At 66.8% G+C, this 20,589-nt stretch carries 16 protein-coding genes; 6 read left to right on the forward strand and 10 right to left on the reverse strand.

Features of this window, described 5'->3' with window-relative positions; genetic code table 11:
• Window positions 1-354 precede the first annotated feature (354 nt).
• The 3 genes from NS355_RS07555 (at window position 355) to NS355_RS07565 (ending at window position 5,631) form a co-directional block, all read left to right on the forward strand.
• A complete protein-coding gene (locus NS355_RS07555) occupies window positions 355-2,454 on the forward strand; it encodes a RelA/SpoT family protein (protein WP_058745146.1) in 2,100 nt (699 codons plus the stop codon).
• A 464-nt stretch (window positions 2,455-2,918) separates the two neighbouring features.
• A complete protein-coding gene (locus tag NS355_RS07560; protein ID WP_058745147.1) occupies window positions 2,919-4,334 on the forward strand; it encodes a M48 family metalloprotease in 1,416 nt (471 codons plus the stop codon).
• A gap of 304 nt (window positions 4,335-4,638) precedes the next feature.
• Window positions 4,639-5,631, forward strand: a complete 993-nt coding sequence (locus NS355_RS07565; protein WP_058745148.1) for a glycosyltransferase family 2 protein — start codon at window positions 4,639-4,641, stop codon at window positions 5,629-5,631.
• A 419-nt stretch (window positions 5,632-6,050) separates the two neighbouring features.
• Here NS355_RS07565 and pnp read toward each other — a convergent pair whose 3' ends face one another.
• The 4 genes from pnp to NS355_RS07585 all read right to left on the reverse strand — a co-directional run bounded on the left by pnp (window position 6,051) and on the right by NS355_RS07585 (window position 10,548).
• Complete coding sequence (gene pnp / locus NS355_RS07570; protein ID WP_058745149.1) at window positions 6,051-8,390, reverse strand: polyribonucleotide nucleotidyltransferase; 2,340 nt, start codon at window positions 8,388-8,390, stop codon at window positions 6,051-6,053.
• Window positions 8,391-8,639: 249 nt separating this feature from the next.
• A complete protein-coding gene (gene rpsO, locus NS355_RS07575) occupies window positions 8,640-8,909 on the reverse strand; it encodes a 30S ribosomal protein S15 (protein WP_007406197.1) in 270 nt (89 codons plus the stop codon).
• A 12-nt stretch (window positions 8,910-8,921) separates the two neighbouring features.
• Window positions 8,922-9,926, reverse strand: a complete 1,005-nt coding sequence (truB, locus tag NS355_RS07580) for a tRNA pseudouridine(55) synthase TruB (protein WP_058745150.1) — start codon at window positions 9,924-9,926, stop codon at window positions 8,922-8,924.
• Between the two features lie 10 nt (window positions 9,927-9,936).
• Window positions 9,937-10,548, reverse strand: coding sequence for a thymidine kinase (locus tag NS355_RS07585; RefSeq protein WP_058745151.1), 612 nt, complete (start codon window positions 10,546-10,548; stop codon window positions 9,937-9,939).
• 54 nt (window positions 10,549-10,602) lie between these two features.
• On the opposite strand from NS355_RS07585, the gene NS355_RS07590 reads away from it, so the two are divergent.
• The gene (locus NS355_RS07590; protein ID WP_058745152.1) at window positions 10,603-11,184 is read left to right on the forward strand and encodes a YceI family protein; all 582 of its coding nucleotides are present in this window, start codon (window positions 10,603-10,605) and stop codon (window positions 11,182-11,184) included.
• Window positions 11,185-11,511: 327 nt separating this feature from the next.
• Here the strand turns inward: NS355_RS07590 and rbfA are convergent, their stop codons facing one another.
• The 6 genes from rbfA to rimP form a co-directional block, all read right to left on the reverse strand.
• A complete protein-coding gene (rbfA, locus tag NS355_RS07595) occupies window positions 11,512-11,919 on the reverse strand; it encodes a 30S ribosome-binding factor RbfA (RefSeq protein WP_058745153.1) in 408 nt (135 codons plus the stop codon).
• A 116-nt stretch (window positions 11,920-12,035) separates the two neighbouring features.
• Window positions 12,036-14,942 (reverse strand): translation initiation factor IF-2, encoded by a 2,907-nt coding sequence (gene infB, locus NS355_RS07600; protein WP_058745154.1) that lies wholly within the window; start codon window positions 14,940-14,942, stop codon window positions 12,036-12,038.
• The gene (locus tag NS355_RS07605) at window positions 14,939-15,742 is read right to left on the reverse strand and encodes a DUF448 domain-containing protein (protein WP_244489593.1); all 804 of its coding nucleotides are present in this window, start codon (window positions 15,740-15,742) and stop codon (window positions 14,939-14,941) included. Before NS355_RS07605 ends, infB begins: the two co-directional genes overlap by 4 nt.
• Window positions 15,723-15,959: a tautomerase family protein gene (locus NS355_RS07610; RefSeq protein WP_058745155.1), complete on the reverse strand. Its 237-nt coding sequence runs from the start codon at window positions 15,957-15,959 to the stop codon at window positions 15,723-15,725. Before NS355_RS07610 ends, NS355_RS07605 begins: the two co-directional genes overlap by 20 nt.
• Entirely contained in the window at window positions 15,959-17,575 is a 1,617-nt protein-coding gene (gene nusA / locus NS355_RS07615) for a transcription termination factor NusA (RefSeq protein ID WP_058745156.1), read from the reverse strand. Before nusA ends, NS355_RS07610 begins: the two co-directional genes overlap by 1 nt.
• Window positions 17,575-18,153: a ribosome maturation protein RimP gene (rimP, locus tag NS355_RS07620; RefSeq protein WP_058745157.1), complete on the reverse strand. Its 579-nt coding sequence runs from the start codon at window positions 18,151-18,153 to the stop codon at window positions 17,575-17,577. The genes nusA and rimP overlap by 1 nt, the downstream gene beginning before the upstream one ends.
• Window positions 18,154-18,328: 175 nt before the next feature.
• Between rimP and NS355_RS07625 the strand changes: the two genes are divergently transcribed.
• Both NS355_RS07625 and NS355_RS07630 read left to right on the forward strand, forming a co-directional pair.
• A complete protein-coding gene (locus tag NS355_RS07625; RefSeq protein ID WP_058745158.1) occupies window positions 18,329-19,531 on the forward strand; it encodes a PQQ-dependent sugar dehydrogenase in 1,203 nt (400 codons plus the stop codon).
• Window positions 19,532-19,694: 163 nt separating this feature from the next.
• Window positions 19,695-20,589 (forward strand): ROK family transcriptional regulator (locus tag NS355_RS07630; protein WP_345938801.1); only part of this gene is annotated, 895 nt, incomplete at its 3' end.

Below are 20,589 nucleotides of genomic sequence, written 5' to 3' on the forward strand. Positions count from 1 at the left end.
TTGGAGCGGGGGAGTCCGCTGGCCGGGCCGGTGCTGGTGCTGATCGGGCGCGAGAAGGTGTCGACGGGGAGCGCGGACGACGATTTGTTGATCGAGGCGGAGGCGCTCGCGGCGGAGGCGATGGGGGAGTGAGGTTATGCCCAACGCTCGCCTCTAGCCGCTCCCCTCCCGCAGGCGGGAGGGGATGGGGAGGGAACGCCACGAGCGACGGGCTCGATGAGACACCCTACCCTCCCCAAACCCCTCCCGCCTGCGGGAGGGGCTTAAGAAGGAAGCGAGTTAAGAACCCACCCGATCACCCTGATCGCATCAAAAATGTTGCAATGCCCATCCCTACCACGCAAATCTGATATCGTGCTCCGCCAGTATGAACTCGTCGACCGCGTGCTCGACTATGACCCCCAGGCCGATGAGGCGCTGCTGAACCGCGCCTATGTCTTCTCGATGAAGGCGCATGGCAGCCAGAAGCGTGCCTCGGGCGATCCCTATTTCAGCCATCCGATCGAGGTGGCTGGCATCCTGACCGACCTGCATCTGGATGACGAGACGATCGCCACCGCCATCCTGCACGACACGATCGAGGATACCGTCGCCACCTATGACGAGATCGAGCGGCTGTTCGGTCCCAATGTCGCGCGGCTGGTCGACGGCGTTACCAAGCTGTCCAAGATCGAGGCGCAGACCGAAAGCGAGCGTGCGGCCGAAAACCTGCGCAAGTTCCTGCTCGCCATGTCGGACGATATCCGCGTCCTGCTGGTGAAGCTGGCCGACCGGCTGCACAACATGCGCACGCTCCACCACATCGCGAAGCCGGAGAAGCGCCGCCGCATCGCGAAGGAGACGATGGACATCTATGCCCCGCTCGCCGAGCGGATCGGCATGTACGAGTTCATGAAGGAGATGCAGATGCTCTCCTTCCAGCAACTCGAACCCGAAGCCTATGAGTCCATCTCCTTGCGCCTCGCGCAGATGAAGGAAGGCGGTGGCGACCGGATTTCCAAGATCGCCTCCGGCCTGAAGCTGCTGATGTCGCGCGGCGGCGTGGAGGCGGACGTGACGGGGCGCGAAAAGTCGGCCTTCTCGATCTTCCGCAAGATGAACGAGCGGCACATCAGCTTCGAGCAGCTGTCCGACGTCATGGCCTTCCGCGCGATTGTGCCGACCGAGGAGGATTGCTACCGCGCGCTGGGGCTGATCCATCGCCGCTGGCCGATGGTGCCGGGGCGGTTCAAGGACTATATCTCGACGCCCAAGCGCAACGGGTACCGCTCGCTCCACACCAGCGTCATCCATGCCGACAATGCGCGCATCGAAATCCAGATCCGCACCCCCGAAATGCATGCCGAGGCCGATTTCGGCCTGGCCGCGCACTGGACCTACAAGCAGGCGACCCGCCACGATGCGCAGGTCAGCTGGATTCGCGACCTGGTCGAAATCCTCGACACCTCGGACAGCCCCGAGGAGTTGATCGAGCATACCAAGATGGCGATGTATCAGGATCGCATCTTCGCCTTCACCCCCAAGGGCGAACTGATCCAGTTGCCGAAGGGCGCGACGCCGATCGACTTCGCCTATGCCGTGCACACCGACCTGGGTGACCAGGCGGTGGGGGCCAAGCTGAACGGGCGGGTGGTGCCGCTGTCGACCGTCATCTCGAACGGCGATCAGGTGCAGATCCTGCGTTCGGCCGGGCAGACGCCGCAGGCCAACTGGCTGAACCTGGCGATCACCGGCAAGGCGCTGGCCGCGATCCGCCGCCACCTGCGCCATGCCGAGCGCGACGAGCAGGTGACGCTGGGCACCAAGCTCTACGAGGATATCGTCCGCCGCCTGCCCGCGCAGATCGGCCCGGACGCCCTGACCCATGCGCTGCAACGGTTGAAGATGCCCGACGAGGCGCATCTGATGATCGCGATCGCGCGCCGTACGGTGTCGGATGCGGCGGTCATGGAGGCGCTGATGCCGGGCTCCGCAGGCGCGGACGTCGCGGCCCTCGCGCCGCAGTCGAGCGCGATCTCGATCAAGGGGCTGACGCCGGGTGTCGCCTATGACCTGGCGCAATGCTGTCACCCGGTGCCGGGCGACCGCATCGTCGGGCTGCGGCGGCCGGATGCGGGGATCGAGGTCCATGCGATCCAGTGTCCGGTGCTCGCCGAACTGGCCGATCGCACCGACGAGGAAACCGACTGGGTCGACGTGTCCTGGGGCGACGACAGCGAGGGCGCGACCGCGCGCATCTCGGTGATGGTCAAGAACGAACCCGGCGCGCTGGGCATCCTGGCGACGATCATCGGCCAGCATAAGGCCAACATCATCAACGTCCGGCTGGATACGCGCGACACGCGCTTCCACACGAACCTGATCGATGTCGAGGTGCATGACCTGCAACACCTGATGCGCCTGATCGCGGCGCTGCGCGCGGCGGATGTGGTGAGTCTGGTGGAGCGGGTCTGAGGGCGGGCCGCGCATTCCTCGCAAAATCTATTCCTCCCCTAGCAGGGGAGGTGGCAGGGCGAAGCCCTGACGGAGGGGTGTCGCGCTCGCGATGGGTGGGACACCCCTCCACCAGCTACGCTGGTCCCCCTCCCCTTGCAGGGGAGGAAATTATGAAACGAAGACTGTTGGAGGCGCCTGCATTTGCGACGGGGCCGGACACCTCTGCGCTCTCTGCGCCTCTGCGCGAACCAATTCTTTCCGCTCCCCGGCGAAGGCCGGGACCCAGTTACGGTGAATGACCGATGGCGCGAGGCAATTGCCTCCCCCTCATCCGTTCGCGCGCCATCGGCCTCGGAGAAACTGGGCCCCGGCCTTCGCCGGGGAACGGAAACCATGAAGCGGAAATGACGCTCCCGTAACAAAAAGCTGGAACCTGCGCCCGTCACGCGCTTTGAAAAGCGCGAACAGGGAGTCCCTCACCGATGCGTTTCGCCACCGCCGCCGCCATGCTCGCGCTCGTCGCCGCCCCCGTCGCGGCGCAGACCACGCGCTCCATTTCCGCTTCCGACAAGGCGCAAGGGGCGCAGGCCAATCCGCAGCTCGTGGCGCAATATGGCGGCCGTTATACCGGTCCGCAGGCCGCCTTTGTCGAGCGGGTCGGCAAGCGCGTGGCGGTTCAGTCGGGCCTGTCGAACGCGCAAGGGGACTTTACCGTCACCACGCTCAATTCCCCGGTCGAGAACGCCTTTGCCATCCCCGGCGGCTATATCTATGTCACCCGCCAGCTGCTGGCGCTGATGAATTCGGAGGCCGAGCTGGCCTCGGTGCTGGGCCATGAGGTCGGCCATGTCGCCGCGCGTCATTCGCAGAGCCGCAACACCCGCTCGACCATCGGCTCGATCCTGGCGGCGGGCGCAGGGCTGCTGACCGGCAGCAATATCGCCAGCCAGGTCGTCGGCACCGGCGCGCAGCTCTACACGCTAAAATATGGCCGCGATCAGGAATATCAGGCCGATGGCCTGGGCATCCGATACATGACGGCGGCCGGGTACGATCCCTATGCCTCGGCCGACATGCTCGCCTCGTTGGAGGCATCGAGTAACTTGGCCGCGCGGACCGCAGGCAAGGACGCCAATGCCATCCCAACCTGGGCCTCGACCCATCCCAACAGCGCCGACCGCGTGCGCCGCGCCGCCGCGCTCGCCAAGCAGACCGGCCGCCCCGAAACCACGCCGCCCCAGGACACCGCCTATCTGCGAATGCTCGACGGCATGCCTTATGGCGACGATCCCAAGGAAGGCATTGTCGACGGCCAGACCTTCCGCCATCCCGGCCTCAAGCTGAAATTCACCGCCCCCAGCGGCTATGCCATCGCCAATGGCAGCGATGCGGTGACGGTGGTCGGCCAGGGCGGGCAGGCCGAGATGCGCCTCGCGCAAGCCAGCGACCTGGGCCAGGCGATCGCCCAGCGCTTCGGCCAGCTCGGCACCGGCACCCCCTCGGGCCAGCTTCAGAACGGCACGGCGAACGGCATCCCTTATGCCTGGGTCACGACCCGCGCCGCCGCCAACAATCGCGCGGTCGACGCCACGGTGGTCGCCTACCGCTTCCCCTCGGCCACCTATACCTTCACGCTGGTGACGCCCGCGGGTTCGGGCATCGGGCCGTTCCAGCCGCTGCTCGCCTCGGTCGCGCCACTCTCCACCGCCGAGGCGGGAGCCATTCGCGGCAAGAAGATCAGCATCGTGACGGTTCGTCAGGGCGACACGATCGACAGCTTGGCGGCGCGCATGGCCTTTCCCGACTATAAGCGCGAGCGGTTCGTGACGCTGAACGGTCTCGACCCGGAACAAGCACTGGTGCCGGGCCGTTTGGTCAAGTTGGTCGTGAATGGGTGACGGACGCGTCCGACGCCGCGAGGGTCCGGCCCCATAAGCGGCAACGGTCGTGATTGCCCTGTCGTGTTCGTCCGGCAAGAAGCGCGGTGCAGCAGGTAGCGGCGCTACCTGCAAGACGTGCGACGCAGGCGGCGGGCGCGACAGGGCAACCGCTGTGCGGCGGGCCGATTTTGCCCCAGTGCAGCGTCGCTCGTCGGTCACGATGCGCAAGCATCGCTCCACTCCTCGCTTCTTGCCCTGAACCAAAATCGGCTCTGTCACGACCATTGCCGTTTATGGGGCCGGACCCTAAACCGGCGGCGTCATGAAGCGCCCTGCCCTTTCCGTCGTCGTCCCCTGCTATAACGAAGCCGCCTGTCTGGACGTGCTGCACGCGCGCATCTCGGGCGCGGCGCGCGCGGCGGTGGGCGAGGATTATGAGATCGTCCTGATCAACGACGGCTCGAAGGACGACAGCTGGCCGGTGATGCAGCGTCTGGCCGCCGCCGACCCGCATCTGGTGGCGATCAACCTGTCGCGCAATCACGGCCACCAGCTGGCGCTGACCGCAGGGCTGGACCTGTGCGCGGGCGAGCAGATCCTGATCATCGACGCCGATCTCCAGGACCCGCCCGAACTCCTGACCGACATGCGCGCGACCATGGCGGCGCAAGGAGCGGACGTGGTCTATGCCGTCCGCCGCAAGCGCGCAGGCGAGACGCTGTTCAAGAAGGCGACGGCGGCGGTCTTCTACCGGATGCTCGACCGGCTGACCGATACGCCGATCCCGCTCGACACCGGCGATTTCCGGCTGATGAGCCGGCGCGCGCTCGACGCGCTCCAGTCGCTGCCCGAACAGGCGCGCTTCATTCGCGGCATGGTCGCCTGGGTCGGCTTCCGCCAGGTTCCCTTCCCCTATGACCGCGCCGAGCGGCATGCGGGCGAGACGCACTATCCGCTGGGCAAGATGATCGCGCTGGCCTTCGACGCGGTGACGGGCTTCTCGACGGCGCCCCTGCGCTGGGCGAGCCATATCGGCCTTGCGCTGACGGCGGCGTCGTTATTGCTGATCGTCTATATCGCAATCGGCTGGCTGACGGGCTCGGCGGTGCAGGGCTGGACCTCGACCATGCTGGTCACCGTCGTGCTGGGCGCGGTGCAGATGTTCGTGCTGGGCATGATCGGCGAATATCTGGGGCGGCTCTATATCGAATCGAAGCGGCGGCCGCTCTATCTCGTCGCCGATGTGGCGGGGCCGGTGCAGGGCCATGCGCGGCTGGGCTATAGCGCGCACGAGGGGGCGAAGGACCCCGCCTGAGGCTTGTAGCGACGGCCGTACCTGTCGCGCCTTCCATTGGATCGCCGGGTCATGACCGAGGCGGTTGGCACGCCGTTCAGCGAACAATATCCGTAAATAGCCAGTGTCCGGATCGCGCGGGTCAGGTCATGACGGACCTGGCGACTGCTGATGGTGGCAGGACGTAGCCTTCGACTTCGCTCAGGCGGAACGAAGGTTGGGATGAGGTCCTCTACAAAACGCCGTTCAGCCTGAGCGAAGTCGAAGGCCAAGGGAATCCCTTGAGACCCCATGCCCCTCCACCGGTCCCCCTCCCCAAGCACGGCTTGGGAAGGAATAGCATGACCCAAACCGCCGCGAAGCGGTAGTCGAGGGGCAAGGCCCAACAAAAAAGGGCCCGGGGTTTCCCCCGAGCCCTCTTGCTGCCTCACGGCAAAGGATCAGTCGCGATCGCCGGTCAGGAAGGCCGGAGCGGCGAATTCGGGCGAACCGCCCTGCTCGCCGCCTTCGCGACGGGGACGGTCGCCACGGTCGCGACGCGGGCCACTGCGGCCTTCGCCACCACGATCACCACCGCGCTCGCCGCCACGATCCCCGCCGTCACGGCGCGGACCGCGACCGCCTTCGCGCGGGCCACGATCGCCGCGCGGTTCACGCGGTTCGCGGGCCGGACGATTGTCCTCCAGCTCGGCGCCGGTCTCCTGGTCGACGACGCGCATCGACAGGCGGACCTTGCCGCGCGGATCGATCTCGAGGACCTTGACCTTGACTTCCTGGCCTTCGGTCAGGACGTCCGAGACCTTCTCGACGCGCTCGTTCTTGATCTCCGAGACGTGGACCAGACCGTCCTTGCCGCCCATGAAGTTCACGAACGCGCCGAAATCGACCAGGTTGACGACCTTGCCGTTGTAGATCTTGCCGACCTCGGCCTCTTCGACGATGCCCTTGATCCAGTTCATCGCGGCTTCGATCTGCGCGCCGTCCGACGAGCTGATCTTGATGACGCCCTCGTCATCGATATCGACCTTGGCGCCGGTGGTGGCGACGATCTCGCGGATCACCTTGCCGCCGGTGCCGATCACGTCGCGGATCTTCGACTTGTCGATCGTCATCGTCTCGATGCGCGGCGCATGCGCCGACAGCTCGGTGCGAGTCGACGACAGCGCCTTGTTCATCTCGCCCAGGATGTGCGCACGGCCTTCCTTGGCCTGCGCCAGCGCGACCTTCATGATCTCCTCGGTGATACCGGCGATCTTGATGTCCATCTGGAGCGAGGTGATGCCCTCGGAGGTGCCCGCCACCTTGAAGTCCATGTCGCCCAGGTGATCCTCGTCACCCAGGATGTCGGACAGGACGGCGAAGTCCTTGCCTTCCAGGATCAGGCCCATGGCGATGCCCGAAACCGGACGCTTCAGCGGAACGCCCGCATCCATCAGCGACAGCGAGCCGCCGCAGACGGTGGCCATCGACGACGAGCCGTTCGACTCGGTGATGTCGCTGGTCACGCGGATGGTGTAGGGGAATTCCTCCTTCGACGGCAGCACCGGGTGCAGCGCGCGCCACGCCAGCTTGCCATGGCCGATCTCGCGACGGCCCGGCGCGCCGAAGCGGCCCACTTCGCCGACCGAATAGGGCGGGAAGTTATAGTGCAGCATGAAGTGCTGGTACGACAGGCCGTTCAGGCCGTCGATCATCTGCTCCGCGTCGCGGGTGCCCAGCGTGGTGGTCGCGATCGTCTGGGTCTCGCCGCGCGTGAACAGCGCCGAGCCGTGCGAACGCGGCAGGAAGTGCACTTCCGCCTCGATCGGACGGATCTGGGTGGTCGAGCGACCGTCGATGCGGCGGCCGTCCTTCAGGATCGCGGTGCGGACGATCTCGGCTTCCAGCTTCTTGACCAGCTTGGCGGCGACCAGCTGCTCCTGCGGCGTACGGTCGGCCATGGCGGCCTTCGCCTTGGCGCGCGCTTCGCCCAGCGCGGTCTGGCGCTGCTGCTTGTCAGTCAGCTTGTAGGCCGCGGTGATGTCCTTGCCGACCAGCTTCTTCAGCTCGGCCTTGACCGCCTTCTGGTCGTCGCCGACCTTCAGCTCCCACGGGTCCTTGGCGGCCTGCTCGGCGAGATCGATGATCGCGTCGATGATCTGCTGCGATGCCTTGTGCGCGAACATGACGGCGCCAAGCATGACTTCCTCGGACAGCTCCTTGGCTTCCGACTCGACCATCATGACGGCGTCGTGGGTGGCGGCGACGACCAGGTCCAGGTCACCGGCCAGCGCCTCGGCGTCGGTCGGGTTCAGCTGATATTCGCCATCGACATAACCGACGCGCGCCGCGCCGATCGGGCCCATGAACGGCACGCCCGAGATGGTGAGCGCGGCCGACGCGGCGACCAGCGCCAGAATGTCGGGCTCGTTCTCGCCGTCATAGGAAAGCACCTGGCAGATGCAGTTGATCTCGTTGTAGAAACCTTCGGGGAACAGCGGGCGGATCGGACGGTCGATCAGGCGGCTGATCAGCGTCTCACGCTCGGTCGCGCCACGCTCGCGCTTGAAGAAACCGCCGGGGATACGGCCCGCCGACGAGAACTTCTCCTGATAGTGAACGGTCAGCGGGAAGAAGTCCTGCCCTTCCTTCACATTCTTCGCGGCCGTCACGGCGCACAGCACCACCGTCTCGCCCAGCGTCGCGATCACCGCGCCGTCGGCCTGACGGGCCACCTTGCCGGTTTCGAGGGTCAGCGTCTTGCCGCCCCACTCGATGGCCACCTTCTTGGTATTGAACATGGAATATCCTTCACTCCGACGGGCCTATCCCGCCGGGGCCTATGGGTTGAGCCAAGATTGGCTCTGGAGGTCGACCGAATTGCCGATCCTCCGATCCTACCCGCGCAGTTCGACGGGTTTCATGACATAAGGGCCTTGGGAATGCGCACCCTTGCGCGCATCCGGTCGGCCGGGTGCTCTATACACCAGCCGATAAAAAAAGGGCACCCCGTGAGGGATGCCCTTTTTCGTGGCGTGTCGCCGCGTGGCTTACTTGCGCAGGCCGAGCTTGGCGATCAGCGCCAGATAGCGGTCGCCATCCTTGTGACGCAGATAGTCCAGCAGCGAGCGGCGCTTGTTGACCAGCATCAGCAGGCCGCGACGCGAGTGATTGTCCTTCGCGTGGGTCTTGAAGTGCTCGGTCAGGTTCTGAATACGCTGGGTCAGGATCGCGACCTGGACTTCGGGCGAACCCGTGTCACCCTCGGCGCGGGCATGATCCTTGATGATTTCCTGGCGGCGTTCAGCGGTGATCGACATCGTGATCCTTTCTTAATCGAGGTTGAAACCGCGAACGACCCGGACCTGTGCGTCCAGCGCCTCTACCAGCGCCACCGGAGTATCCCCCAGCATCGCGAAATATTGGCCATCATCCACGGCAATCCCGGCCAGCACACGCCCCTGACGGAGCGCCCCTGCCTGGTCGGGGTCGAGAGCAAGAGCCGGGATGTCGTCCAGCCCCGCCCTCAGCGGCAGGAGTATCTGTTCAAGCGTCGCCGCCTGCCCCATTTCGTTCAATTTGTCCAGCGATATCGCCGGGGCCAGGGTGAACGGTCCGGCCTTGGTACGGCGAAGCATGGTGACATGGCCGACAGTGCCCAGCGCCAGCGCGATGTCGCGGGCGAGCGAGCGGATATACGTGCCCTTGGAGACATGGGCGGTGAGGGTAATCTCCTCCAAATCCTCCCCGGCCCGGGGAGGGGGACCATCCGAAGGATGGTGGAGGGGGACTTCCGCGAGGGACTCGCCCAGTGGCTCTCCCCCTCCACCAGTCGCTGGCGCGAACGGTCCCCCTCCCCGTTCCGGGGAGGATATGAGCGAGTAAATCGTCACGGCGCGACTCGCCAGCACCACCTCTTCCCCGGCACGCGCCAGGTCATAGGCCCGCTCGCCATCGATCTTCAGCGCCGAATAGGCGGGCGGGACCTGTTGAATCGGCCCGGTGAAGCGCGGCAGCAACGCCTCCAGCGCCTCGCGGGTCGGGCGGACGTCGCTCGCCGCGATCATCTCTCCCTCGGCATCCAGCGTCGAGGTCTGCGCGCCGAACCGGATGGTGAAGTCATACACCTTGTCGCTGTCGAGCATCCGCCCGGCCAGCTTGGTCGCCTCGCCCACCGCGATCGGCAGCACGCCGGTCGCCAGCGGGTCGAGCGTGCCGCCGTGCCCGACCTTGATGCCCTTGCCATAGCCGCCCTGGCGCAAGCACCGCTTGACCGCGCTCACCCCTTGCGTCGAGCCCAGCCCCAGCGGCTTGTCGAGAATGATCCATCCATGCATCGCCAAGGCGTTAGTCGCGGTTGCTTCTCCCCTCAAGCACCGTCCCGCCCGCCAGCGCCTCGCCGAAATGGCGGCGGCACAGCGCGACATAGCGGTCATTGCCGCCGATCTCGGTCTGTGCGCCCTCGGCGATCGCCTTGCCCTGACCGTCGACGCGCAGGTTCATCGTCGCCTTGGCGCCGCACACGCAGACCGACTTGATCTCGCTCAGCGCATCGGCCAGCGCCAGCAGCCGCGCCGAACCGGGAAACAGCTGGCCCTTGAAGTCGGTGCGCAGGCCATAGCAGAGCACCGGAATGCGATGCCGGTCGGCCAGCCGCGCGAGCTGATCGACCTGCTCGGGCGTCAGGAATTGTGCCTCGTCGACCAGGATACACGCCAGCGGCGTCTCTTGGTGCCGGTCCAGCGCGCAGGCCTCCAGATCGGTGGCCGCATGAAACGGCGTCGCGGGCTGCGACAGGCCGATGCGCGAGGCGATGGTGCCATAGGCGAAGCGGTCGTCGATCGCGGCGGTGAACAGCATCGTGTTCATCCCCCGCTCGCGATAGTTGAAATCGGCCTGCAGCAGCATGGTCGATTTCCCCGCATTCATGCTGGCATAATAGAAATAAAGCTTGGCCATGGCGGCCCCTTATCGGAAGGACACCGCCGTATCGAGCATGGGAACGAAGAGAATATGAGATTCTGGACGGCTCTGGCCGCGACGGCCGTGTTGCCCTTGCTCGGCGCGGCGGCACCGGCGGGAGCCATCACCTATCATATCGATCCCACCCATGCGCAGGTGCAGGCCAAGGTCGGCTTTTTCGGCCTGGGCAGCAAGACCGCCCGCTTCCCCAGGCTGGAGGGTCGCGTGGCCCTGTCCGATCGGGATGCGCAGGCGGTGACGCTGGACGTGCAGATCGATGCGCAGGCGCTGGAGGCGGGGGATACACTCACCCGCTCGCGGTTGCGAGGGCCGGACTTCTTCGACGTCGATCACTATCGCCATGTGATCTTCCACGGATCGTCGATGACCCGCACCGGCCCGCACAGCGCGCAGGTGGCCGGCACGATCTCGGCGCGCGGCGTGACGCGGCCCGCGGCCCTGACGGTCAACTTCTCGCAGCCCTTCGCCGTCATGACGGGCCGCGAGCCGGTGCACATCGCCGCCACGACCCGGATCGACCGGCGGGATTTCGGGATGACCGCCTATCCGCTGATCGTCGGGCGGCAGGTGACGATCATGATCGACGCGGATTTGATGCCTTCGGGGGTGTAGCCCTTACCACCGCTCGGTCGGAGCGGAGGCCACGGGATTCAGGTTCGCGCAGAGGCGCGGAGGGCGCGGAGAATGTTTCGCTAAACGCCGTCCCCCACCACGCCACCCCGGCGGAGGCCGGGGTCCAGTTGCGGAGGGTATGCAAGGGCGCAGCGCACTCGCCTCCCCCCTTGGCGCAACGCGCCATCGACGCCAAAGATACTGGACCCCGGCCTCCGCCGGGGCGGCGCGCCCTATTAGATACAGGGTCTTCTTCTCCGCGCCCTCCGCGCCTCTGCGCGAACCTGAATCCCGTGGCCTTTGACCGCGCTCAAGCTGAACGGGGTGTCAGTCCTCGGACGACTCACCCTCTGCCAGATCCTGCGAAACCTTGGGCGAGCGCAGCAGCGAGTCGATATGGCTGCCCTCGTCGAAGCTCTCGTCCGCCAGGAACTTCAGCTTGGCCGCGTATTTCATCTTCACCCGGTGCGCGACCTCGCGCTGCAAATATGCGGTGTTGGTGCGCAGCGCCTTGATGACCACCTCCTCGTCCTTGCCGAGCAGCGGCTTCACGAATACGGTCGCGTGGCGCAGGTCGGGCGACATGCGGACTTCGGTCACGCTGACCATGTGCTTGGCCAGCGTCTCGTCGTGTACGTCGCCGCGGGCGAGGATTTCGGACAGGATGTGGCGGACCTGCTCGCCGACGCGCAGCAGGCGGACCGAGGGTTCGGCGGGGTTCTTGGCTTGGACCATGTCAGTTCTTCTTCAAACGGAAATCGCGGCCGCCGGGCAGGCAGCCGCGATCGATTCCGGCGCGATCATGTCCGGCAGAGGCGGGCGGCAGGAGCGATCCCACCACCCTGCCCGCATCAGAGCGAACGCTCGCGCAGTTCGACCTCGAAGGTTTCGAGATAGTCACCCGCCTTGATGTCGGTGAAGTTCTGCGTGAACGTCACACCACATTCCAGACCGGCGCGAACCTCGGCGACATCGTCCTTGAACCGGCGGAGCGAGTTGATCTCGCCCTGGTAGATGATGACGTCGTTGCGCGTGATACGTGCCTTGAGCGCCTTGCGAATGACACCCTCGGTGACCAGCAGACCCGCGGCCTTGCCGATCTTGCCCGCCGAGAAGACCTCGCGGATTTCGGCGCGGCCGACGACCGTCTCGAACGCCTCGGGGCCCAGCTCACCGGCCATACCCGCGCGGATCTCGTCGATCAGGTCGTAGATGACGTCGTAATATTTGAGCGCCACCTTGTTCCGCTCGGCGATCTCGCGCGCCTTGGCGTTCGCGCGGACGTTGAAGCCGATGATCGGCGCGCCCGAAGCGGCCGCCAGCGTCACGTCCGACTCGGTGATGCCACCGACGCCCGAGTGCAGGATGCGCGCCTTGATCAGATCCGACTGGATCTTGTTGATCGACGCCACGATCGCCTCGACAGTGCCCTGCGTATCCGCCTTCACGACCAGCGGATATTCCTTGGCCTGGTTCGCCTTCAGCGCCGAGAACATCGACTCCAGGCTGGCCGGGGCCGAGGTCGTGCGCTTCTGGAGCACCACGCTCTGGCGATATTCGGCGACTTCACGGGCCCGCGCCTCGTTCTCGACGACTTGCAACAGGTCGCCCGCCTGGGGCACGCCCGACAGACCGAGGACCTCGACCGGCATCGCAGGACCGGCCTGCTTCACCTGACGGCCCTTGTCGTCGACCAGCGCACGAACCTTGCCGCTTTCCGCGCCGACGACGAACACGTCGCCGACCTTCAGCGTGCCGCGCGTGACGAGCACGGTCGCGACCGGACCACGGCCCTTGTCGAGCTTCGCCTCGACCACACTGCCCTCGGCGGCGCGATCGGGGTTGGCGGTCAGTTCGAGCAGTTCGGCCTGAAGCTGGATCTTCTCGATCAGCGTATCCAGACCGATCTTCTTGAGCGCCGACACTTCGACGTCCTGGGTCTCGCCGCCCATGTCCTCGACCTGCACGTCATGTTCGAGCAGGCGTTCGCGGACGCGCTGGGCATTGGCATCGTGCTTGTCGATCTTGTTGATCGCCACGATCATCGGCTTGCCCGCCGCCTTGGTATGGTTGATCGCCTCGATCGTCTGCGGCATCAGACCGTCATCGGCCGCCACCACCAACACCACGATATCCGTGACGTCGGCGCCGCGGGCACGCATCTGGGTGAAGGCCTCGTGGCCCGGCGTGTCGAGGAAGGTGATCTTCGACTTGTCCTTCAGCGTGACCTGATAGGCGCCGATATGCTGGGTGATGCCCCCGGCCTCGCCACGCACCACGTCCGTCCCGCGCAGCGCGTCGAGCAGCGAGGTCTTGCCGTGGTCGACATGGCCCATGATCGTCACGACCGGCGGGCGCGGCTGAAGGCTCTCGGCCGCATCCTCGGTGGTGTCGAGCGCCAGGTCGATGTCGCTGTCGGAGACGCGGACGATGTTGTGGCCGAATTCGGTCACCAGCAGCTCGGCCGTGTCCTGGTCGATGGTCTGCGTCATCGTGACGGGCATGCCCATCTTGAACAGCGCCTTGACCAGATCCGCGCCCTTTTCGGCCATACGGTTGGCCAGTTCCTGGACGGTGATCGCTTCCGGCACCTGCACGTCGCGGACCTGCTTGACCTGCGGCTCGCGCGGGCCACCAAAGCCACGCTTTTCCTTCTCGCGGGCACGCTTGAGCGCGGCGAGCGAACGGGCGCGCGCGCCGTCCTCGTTCAGGGCGCGCGTGACGGTCAGCTTGCCGCCACGACGCTCGTCACCCTTGCGGTCACGCTGCTGCGGACGGCCCGGAGGCGCGTTGCGCGGCGTCGGCTGGCCCGAGGGCATCGAACGCGGTGCGCCGCCCGACGGAGCGGAGGCGGTATTGTTGCTGGGCGCGCTGGCGGCCGGCGCAGCGGCGGCGGCGGCGGGCGCAGGCGCGGGCTTGGGCGCAGGCTTCGGGATTTCCGGACGCTGCACCGGCGAGAAGCGGCGCGGCGCGGGCATCGACGGATCGCGACCCAGGATCGGCGGCGTCGGCACCACCGGCGCGGGGGCCGGAGCGGGCGCAGGCGCAGGCTTCGCCGCGACCGGAGCGGGCGCGGGCGTCGGCGCGGGAGCCGGGGTCGGGACGGGAGCCTCGACCTTGGGTGCTTCCACCTTGGGTTCGGGCGCCGGGATCACCGGACGCTCGACCGGACGGAACATGCGCGGCTGGACCGAGATGGTCGGCGCGGCAGGCGCCTCGGCCTGTACCGGGGCCTGCACGGGCGCTTCGGCGACCGGCGCGGGGGCCTGTTCCGGCTCAGCGGCAGGCTGGGGCTCGGGGGCCGGTTCCGGCGCAGGCGGCGGGGCAGCGGCCGCCTCGGCGGCGGCACGCGCACGTTCCTCGGCCCGGACACGCTCGTCCTCGGCACGCTGCTGACGCTCGGCGTCCTCGCGGCGACGAATCTCTTCCTGCATGGCGAGGCGCTGTTCCTCGGCCTCACGCAGCAGACGGGCCTGACGCTCCTGCGCCGTCTCGTTCGACGGAACGGGGCGCGGCGGGGCGACCGGCGCCGCCGCCACGGGGGCGGCCGGAGCCGGGGCCGGAGTCGGCGCAGGGGCCGCCGCCTCGGGCGCACCACCCTGCGGGCCCAGGACGCGACGGCGCTTCGTCTCGACGATCACGGTGTTGGACCGGCCGTGGCTGAAGCTCTGCTTCACCTTGCCGGTCTCGACCGTGCGCTTCAGCCCCAGGGGCTGGCGCATTCCGAGTTTCGGCTTGTCGTTGTCGGTCTCGCTCACTCAAAATCCTCGTGTACGGTCACGGCCGTTCGGTCACCGGTAATGTCGGACGCCGATGCGCCTTGCGAGGCCGTTTCGCAAGGCGTTGCCACAGGGTCGGGTCCGATAAAATGCAGCCAGCGGTCGAGCGCTTCGCTCATCCGCTTTGCCGCGTTACGATCTGTCAGGCCGATGTGTACCACATTTTCGCGGCCCAACGCCATCGACAATATGGGGCGTGTGGCGGGCAGTGCCAACCCCTTGAGATCGGAACCTTCGCGGTCCGACCCCACGCGCCACGCCTGTGCCAGCTTGCGACATCCGTCGTCGCTGGCGTCGGACGCATGATAGAGCGCGTGCAGCTGACCCGAACGGGCCGCCGTCGCGATCTTGTCCGATCCCGTCAGCAACATGCCCGAACGCGATTCGAGTCCCAGCCGGTCGAGCGCGTTCCGCTCCAAAGCGGATGCGATCAGGTCGGGCAGGTCGTCGGGAATACTGAACTCGCCCGTCTTGAACGCGCGCGCCAGTGCCCCCTTCAACTTGCCCTTGGCGATGGCCGTTTCCAGTTCGCCGCGAGTCACGCCGATCCAGCCGCCCCGGCCCGGCGCCTTGGCGCGGACATCGGGCAGCACCCGCCCATCGGGCGCAAGCGCCAGACGGATCAGGTGCGGGCGCGCGTCATGCTCGCCCGACAGGATGCAGCGGCGGACCGGCCCGTCGATCGAGTCGCGGGCCGCCTTCGCGGTCTCCCTGGGACTCCGGCCCTTCCTGACCGGAGCGCTGTTTACGCCAGCGTGCTCATTGTCCCGGTTCCGCATGCGCGTCTCCCCGGACGTTGGAGGCAGGAGCATCACGGTCGGCGATCAGCTGACCGCCAGCCCCGTAATTTTCGGTCGAAACCTCCTCGATCACGATCTGGACGGCGGCCGGGTTCTTGCCCAGCCGCTCCACCAGCGAACGAGTCACGTCGGCGACGATCTCGGCCTTTTGCTGCTTGGAGGCGGTGCCCGCCAGACGGATCGAGACGAACGGCATCAGGCTTCGTCGCCCTCCGCCTGCGCTTCGTCCGTGGCAGGCTCTTCCTCATCGGTGAACCAGTGCGCACGCGCGGCCATGATGATCTCGTTGCCCTGCTCATCGCTCAGGCCATATTCGGCCAGGATGCCGCCCTTGGGGGCGGGGCGCGGGGTATCGTCACCACGGCGACGCGGCTCGGCGCGCTTCTTCTCGACCAGCTCGTCGGTCGCGAGATCGGCCAGATCGTCGAGCGTCTTGATGCCCGCCTTGCCCAGCGTGACCAGCATCGCCTCGGTCAGATACGGCATCTCGGCCAGCGCGTCGTCGACGCCCAGGCCACGACGCTCGTCCCGCGCAGCCTGTTCGCGGCGATCGAGTGCTTCCTGCGCACGGCTCTGCAGCTCCTGCGCCAGGTCCTCGTCGAAGCCCTCGATCGCGGCCAGCTCGTCGAGCTCGACATAGGCGACCTCTTCCAGCGCACCGAAGCCTTCGGCGACCAGCAGCTGGGCCAGCGTCTCGTCCACGTCCAGCTCGTTCTGGAACAGCTCGGAATTCGCGACGAACTCCTTCTGGCGCTTCTCGGAGGCATCGGCCTCGGTCAGGATGTCGATCGCCTTGGCGGTCAGCTGGCTGGCCAGACGGACATTCTGGCCACGACGGCCGATGGCGAGAGACAGCTGATCGTCCGGGACGACGACCTCGATCCGGTCCTCTTCCTCGTCGATCACGACGCGGCTGACATTGGCGGGCTGGAGCGCGTTCACCACGAAGGTCGCGGTATCGGGCGACCAGGGGATGATGTCGATCTTCTCGCCCTGCATTTCCTGCACGACGGCCTGAACGCGGCTGCCCTTCATACCGACGCAGGCGCCGACCGGGTCGATGCTCGAGTCGTGGCTGATGACGCCGATCTTGGCGCGGCTGCCCGGATCGCGCGCGGCGGCCTTGATCTCGATGATGCCGTCGTAGATTTCGGGCACTTCCTGCGCGAACAGCTTCTTCATGAAGTCGGGGTGCGCGCGGCTCAGGAAGATCTGCGGGCCACGGTTCTCGCGGCGCACGTTCAGGATCAGCGAGCGGATGCGGTCGTTCACGCGGACGACTTCGCGTGGGATCTGCTGGTCGCGACGGATCACGCCCTCGGCGCGACCCAGATCGACGACGATATGGCCGAACTCGACGCGCTTGACGACGCCGGTGATGATCTCGCCCTGGCGGTCCTTGAACTCGTCATACTGACGGTCGCGCTCGGCGTCGCGGACCTTCTGGAAGATGACCTGCTTGGCCGCCTGTGCGGCGATGCGGCCGAATTCGATCGGGGGCAGCGGGTCGACGATGAAGTCGCCGATCGCGGCGCCCTTTTGCAGCTTCTCGGCACCCTTCAGGTCGATCTGCTTGTAATAATCGTCGACCTGCTCGACCACCTCGACGACACGCCACAGGCGCAGGTCGCCCGAGTTGGGATCGAGCTTCGCGCGAATGTCGTTCTCGGCACCATAGCGCGCGCGGGCGGCGCGCTGGATGGCGTCCTCCATCGCCTCGATGACGATGCCCTTGTCGATCATCTTTTCCGAGGCGACCGCATTCGCGATCGCGATCAGTTCCGCCTTGTTGGCGGAAATGGCGGTAGCCATCAGTGCCGTCCTTCCGTGGTGGCGCCATCCTGTTCGGGCGCGTCCTGATAATAAACCTCTTCCGCGCCATCGAGCGACAGCGGCACCGTCGCGGCGATCAGCCGGTCGGTCATGACGAGCTTGGCGTCTTCGATTCCCGAGAAGGGCAGTTCGTGGCGAACCTCTTCCCCGTCGACGATGACGACCGTCTCGCCCTCGACCCCGGCCAGATCGCCCTTGAACTGCTTGCGACCGTTCAGCTTCTCGGCCAGCGTGATCCGTGCCTCATGCCCCGCCCAGTCGGCGAAGTCCTTCAGCCGGGTCAGCGGGCGGTCGATACCGGGCGAGGACACCTCCAGCCGGTACGCATGGTCGATCGGGTCGCGGCCTTCCGCTTCCAGCGCGTCCATCACGTCCGAGATGCGGCGCGACAGATCGGCGCAATCGTCGATGTTCAGCTGGCGCGTGTCGGGACGCTCGGCCATCACCTGCAGCGTGGGGTCCGACGTGCCGCCATACATCTTCACGCGCACGAGCTCGAAGCCGAGCGCCTTGGCCTCGGGTTCGATGAGTTGCGTCAGAAGGGCGATGTCCGCCATGAAAGCTCCAGATGTGCCGGATTGTTGCCGCGGAACCCGTCCCGCAGCCTCTTTCACCCGACGATGTAAGAGAATGCGCCATTCTATACACAGGAACCGGCGACGAAACAAGCATCCATGCCAAGGCGTTGTCGGCCCACAGGGCCGGTCAGGGGCCTTACCGGGAGAGTAGAAGATGAAATTGCCGTTGCTTGCCGCCTTGCCGGTGGCATTGATCGCCTGTTCGGGCAATGGACCCGGCCCCGACGAGACGGGCAACACGCCCCCGGTGACCGTCACGCCCGGCGGCACGCCCTCGCCCTCCCCGTCCGCCACGGCCACGCCGCCCGCGACCGTCGTGGACGGCCAGCCCTTCGGCCGCACTGTCATCGCCGATTTCGATGCGCCCTGGGCGATGACCTTCCTGCCCGACCGGCGGATGCTGGTGACCGAGAAGGACGGCCGGATGCTGCTCGTCGGCGCGGACGGCCAGGCGCGCCAGACGGTCGCGCGGATCGCGGTCGATTCGGCGGGCCAGGGCGGCCTGATGGACGTCGTCCTCGCCCCCGATTTCGCGCAGAGCGGCCGCGTCTATTTCAGCTATTCGGCCGCGGCGGACGGCGGCAAGCGCGTCGTGCTGGCCCGGGGACGCTTGCAGGAATCGAACGGCACCGCACAGCTGACGGGGATCGAGACGCTCTGGGCCGCCAGCCCCGCCGTCACCGGCGACGGCCATTATTCGGGCCGCATCGCCTTTTCCCCCGATGGCCAGTATGTGTTCTTCACGGCGGGCGATCGCCAGAAGTTCACGCCGGCGCAGGACCCCAAGGCCACGCTCGGCAAGGTGCTGCGCCTGACCCCGGACGGCCAGCCCGCGCCCGGCAACCCGCTGGCCGCGCAAGGGTTCGACCCGGCCATCTGGTCCTATGGCCACCGCAACCTGCTGGGTATCGCCTTCGATGGTGCGGGCAATCTGTGGCAGCAGGAAATGGGGCCGAAGGGCGGAGACGAGCTGAACCTGATACTGCCGGGGCGCAATTACGGCTGGCCCAACGCGTCCAACGGATCGAACTATGACGGCAGCGACATTCCCGACCACCGCGCGGGCGACGGTTACGAAGCGCCGAAAGTCTGGTGGAACCCGGTCATCTCGCCGGGCGGCCTGATGATCTATTCGGGCTCGCTGTTCCCGCAATGGCGCGGCGACGCCTTTATCGGCGGGCTGTCGAGCAAGGCGCTGATCCGCGTCGACCTGAGCGGCACCAACGCCACCAAGGGCGACCAGTGGGACATGGGCGCCCGCATTCGCGAAGTCGAGCAGGGACCGGACGGCGCCATCTATGTGCTGGAGGATGGCGGCGATTCGCAAGGCAGGCTCATCAAGCTGACCCCAGCCTGACACCCTCTTGCCGCCCCGACATAAGTCCCGGAAAATAGGACCAATATGCCGGGGCGGTATGGTCAGGTCCGATGATAGGTCTTGACCTGACCCGGCCTGCGCGACGATCCTGTCGCAAAGACGGGCGATCCGGGTTCGCTCCATCATAGGAGACGAAGACCAGATGATGCGATCGACGCAGCCCATGCCGCCCGAGCGGGGGCCTGCCATCGAGGCGCATTCGCGCGACTCGCGTCTGTCGCGCGGGCTGTCGGGCACCAATCTGGAACGGGCGGGCGATTATAATCTGCGCACCGTCTTGCAGGTCATCCGCCTGCATCGCGAAACGACGCGGATCGCCATCGCCAACCAGACCGGACTCACCCCGCCGACCATCGCCAACATCACCGGGCGGCTGATCGAGATGGGGCTGATCCGCACCGCCGGACGGCTGCATCGCGGGCGCGGGCAGCCCGCGCTCAAGATCGAGCTGTGCCCCGACGGCGCGTTCGGCATCGGCCTGACCATCGACCGCGACCATCTGGCCATTGCGATCCTCGATCTGTGCGGCACGGTGCGCGCGCGGGCGACGCGCGAAATCGCCTTTGCGACGCCGGACGACGTACTGGCCTTTATCGGCGACACGCTGGAGCCGGCCCTGGCCGAGGGACAGGTCGACCGTTCGCGCGTGCTGGGCGTCGGCGTGGCGATGCCCGATGGCGTCGACCGCTCGCTGCCCAACCAGACGCGCGGCTATGACGCCTGGAACGGGGTCGACACGGCGGCGTTGCTCGCGCCGCTGCTGCCCTGGCCGATGTACCGCGACAACGACGCCGCCGCCGCCGCTTTGGGCGAGGCGCAGCACGATCATGATTTCGACTGCCCCAGCTTCTTCTACCTCCTGATCACGGCGGGGCTGGGCGGCGGGCTGGTCATCGACCGGACCTATCATCGCGGCGCGCATCGCCGATCGGGCGAGATCGGACTGATTCCCGACCCCACGGCGGGGCGGCCCGGTGCGATCGTGCAGGATACGGTGTCGCTGGCGGGGCTGGAGGTGCGGCTGAAGGCCGCGGGCT

The sequence above is a fragment of the Sphingomonas yabuuchiae genome (assembly GCF_001477495.1).
GTDB classification, from domain to species: Bacteria; Pseudomonadota; Alphaproteobacteria; order Sphingomonadales; family Sphingomonadaceae; genus Sphingomonas; species Sphingomonas yabuuchiae_A.

What these genes read in the sequence shown, in the direction of transcription:
- rpsO (WP_007406197.1), bottom strand. Translation starts at nt 8,909, where the DNA reads ATGTCGATCACCGCTGAACGCCGCCAGGAAATCATCAAGGATCATGCC.
- rbfA (WP_058745153.1), bottom strand. Translation starts at nt 11,919, where the DNA reads ATGGTCCAAGCCAAGAACCCCGCCGAACCCTCGGTCCGCCTGCTGCGC.
- rimP (WP_058745157.1), bottom strand. Translation starts at nt 18,153, where the DNA reads ATGGCGGACATCGCCCTTCTGACGCAACTCATCGAACCCGAGGCCAAG.
- NS355_RS07560 (WP_058745147.1), top strand. Translation starts at nt 2,919, where the DNA reads ATGCGTTTCGCCACCGCCGCCGCCATGCTCGCGCTCGTCGCCGCCCCC.
- NS355_RS07625 (WP_058745158.1), top strand. Translation starts at nt 18,329, where the DNA reads ATGAAATTGCCGTTGCTTGCCGCCTTGCCGGTGGCATTGATCGCCTGT.
- NS355_RS07590 (WP_058745152.1), top strand. Translation starts at nt 10,603, where the DNA reads ATGAGATTCTGGACGGCTCTGGCCGCGACGGCCGTGTTGCCCTTGCTC.
- NS355_RS07585 (WP_058745151.1), bottom strand. Translation starts at nt 10,548, where the DNA reads ATGGCCAAGCTTTATTTCTATTATGCCAGCATGAATGCGGGGAAATCG.
- nusA (WP_058745156.1), bottom strand. Translation starts at nt 17,575, where the DNA reads ATGGCTACCGCCATTTCCGCCAACAAGGCGGAACTGATCGCGATCGCG.
- truB (WP_058745150.1), bottom strand. Translation starts at nt 9,926, where the DNA reads ATGCATGGATGGATCATTCTCGACAAGCCGCTGGGGCTGGGCTCGACG.
- pnp (WP_058745149.1), bottom strand. Translation starts at nt 8,390, where the DNA reads ATGTTCAATACCAAGAAGGTGGCCATCGAGTGGGGCGGCAAGACGCTG.
- NS355_RS07610 (WP_058745155.1), bottom strand. Translation starts at nt 15,959, where the DNA reads ATGCCGTTCGTCTCGATCCGTCTGGCGGGCACCGCCTCCAAGCAGCAA.
- NS355_RS07565 (WP_058745148.1), top strand. Translation starts at nt 4,639, where the DNA reads ATGAAGCGCCCTGCCCTTTCCGTCGTCGTCCCCTGCTATAACGAAGCC.
- NS355_RS07605 (WP_244489593.1), bottom strand. Translation starts at nt 15,742, where the DNA reads ATGCGGAACCGGGACAATGAGCACGCTGGCGTAAACAGCGCTCCGGTC.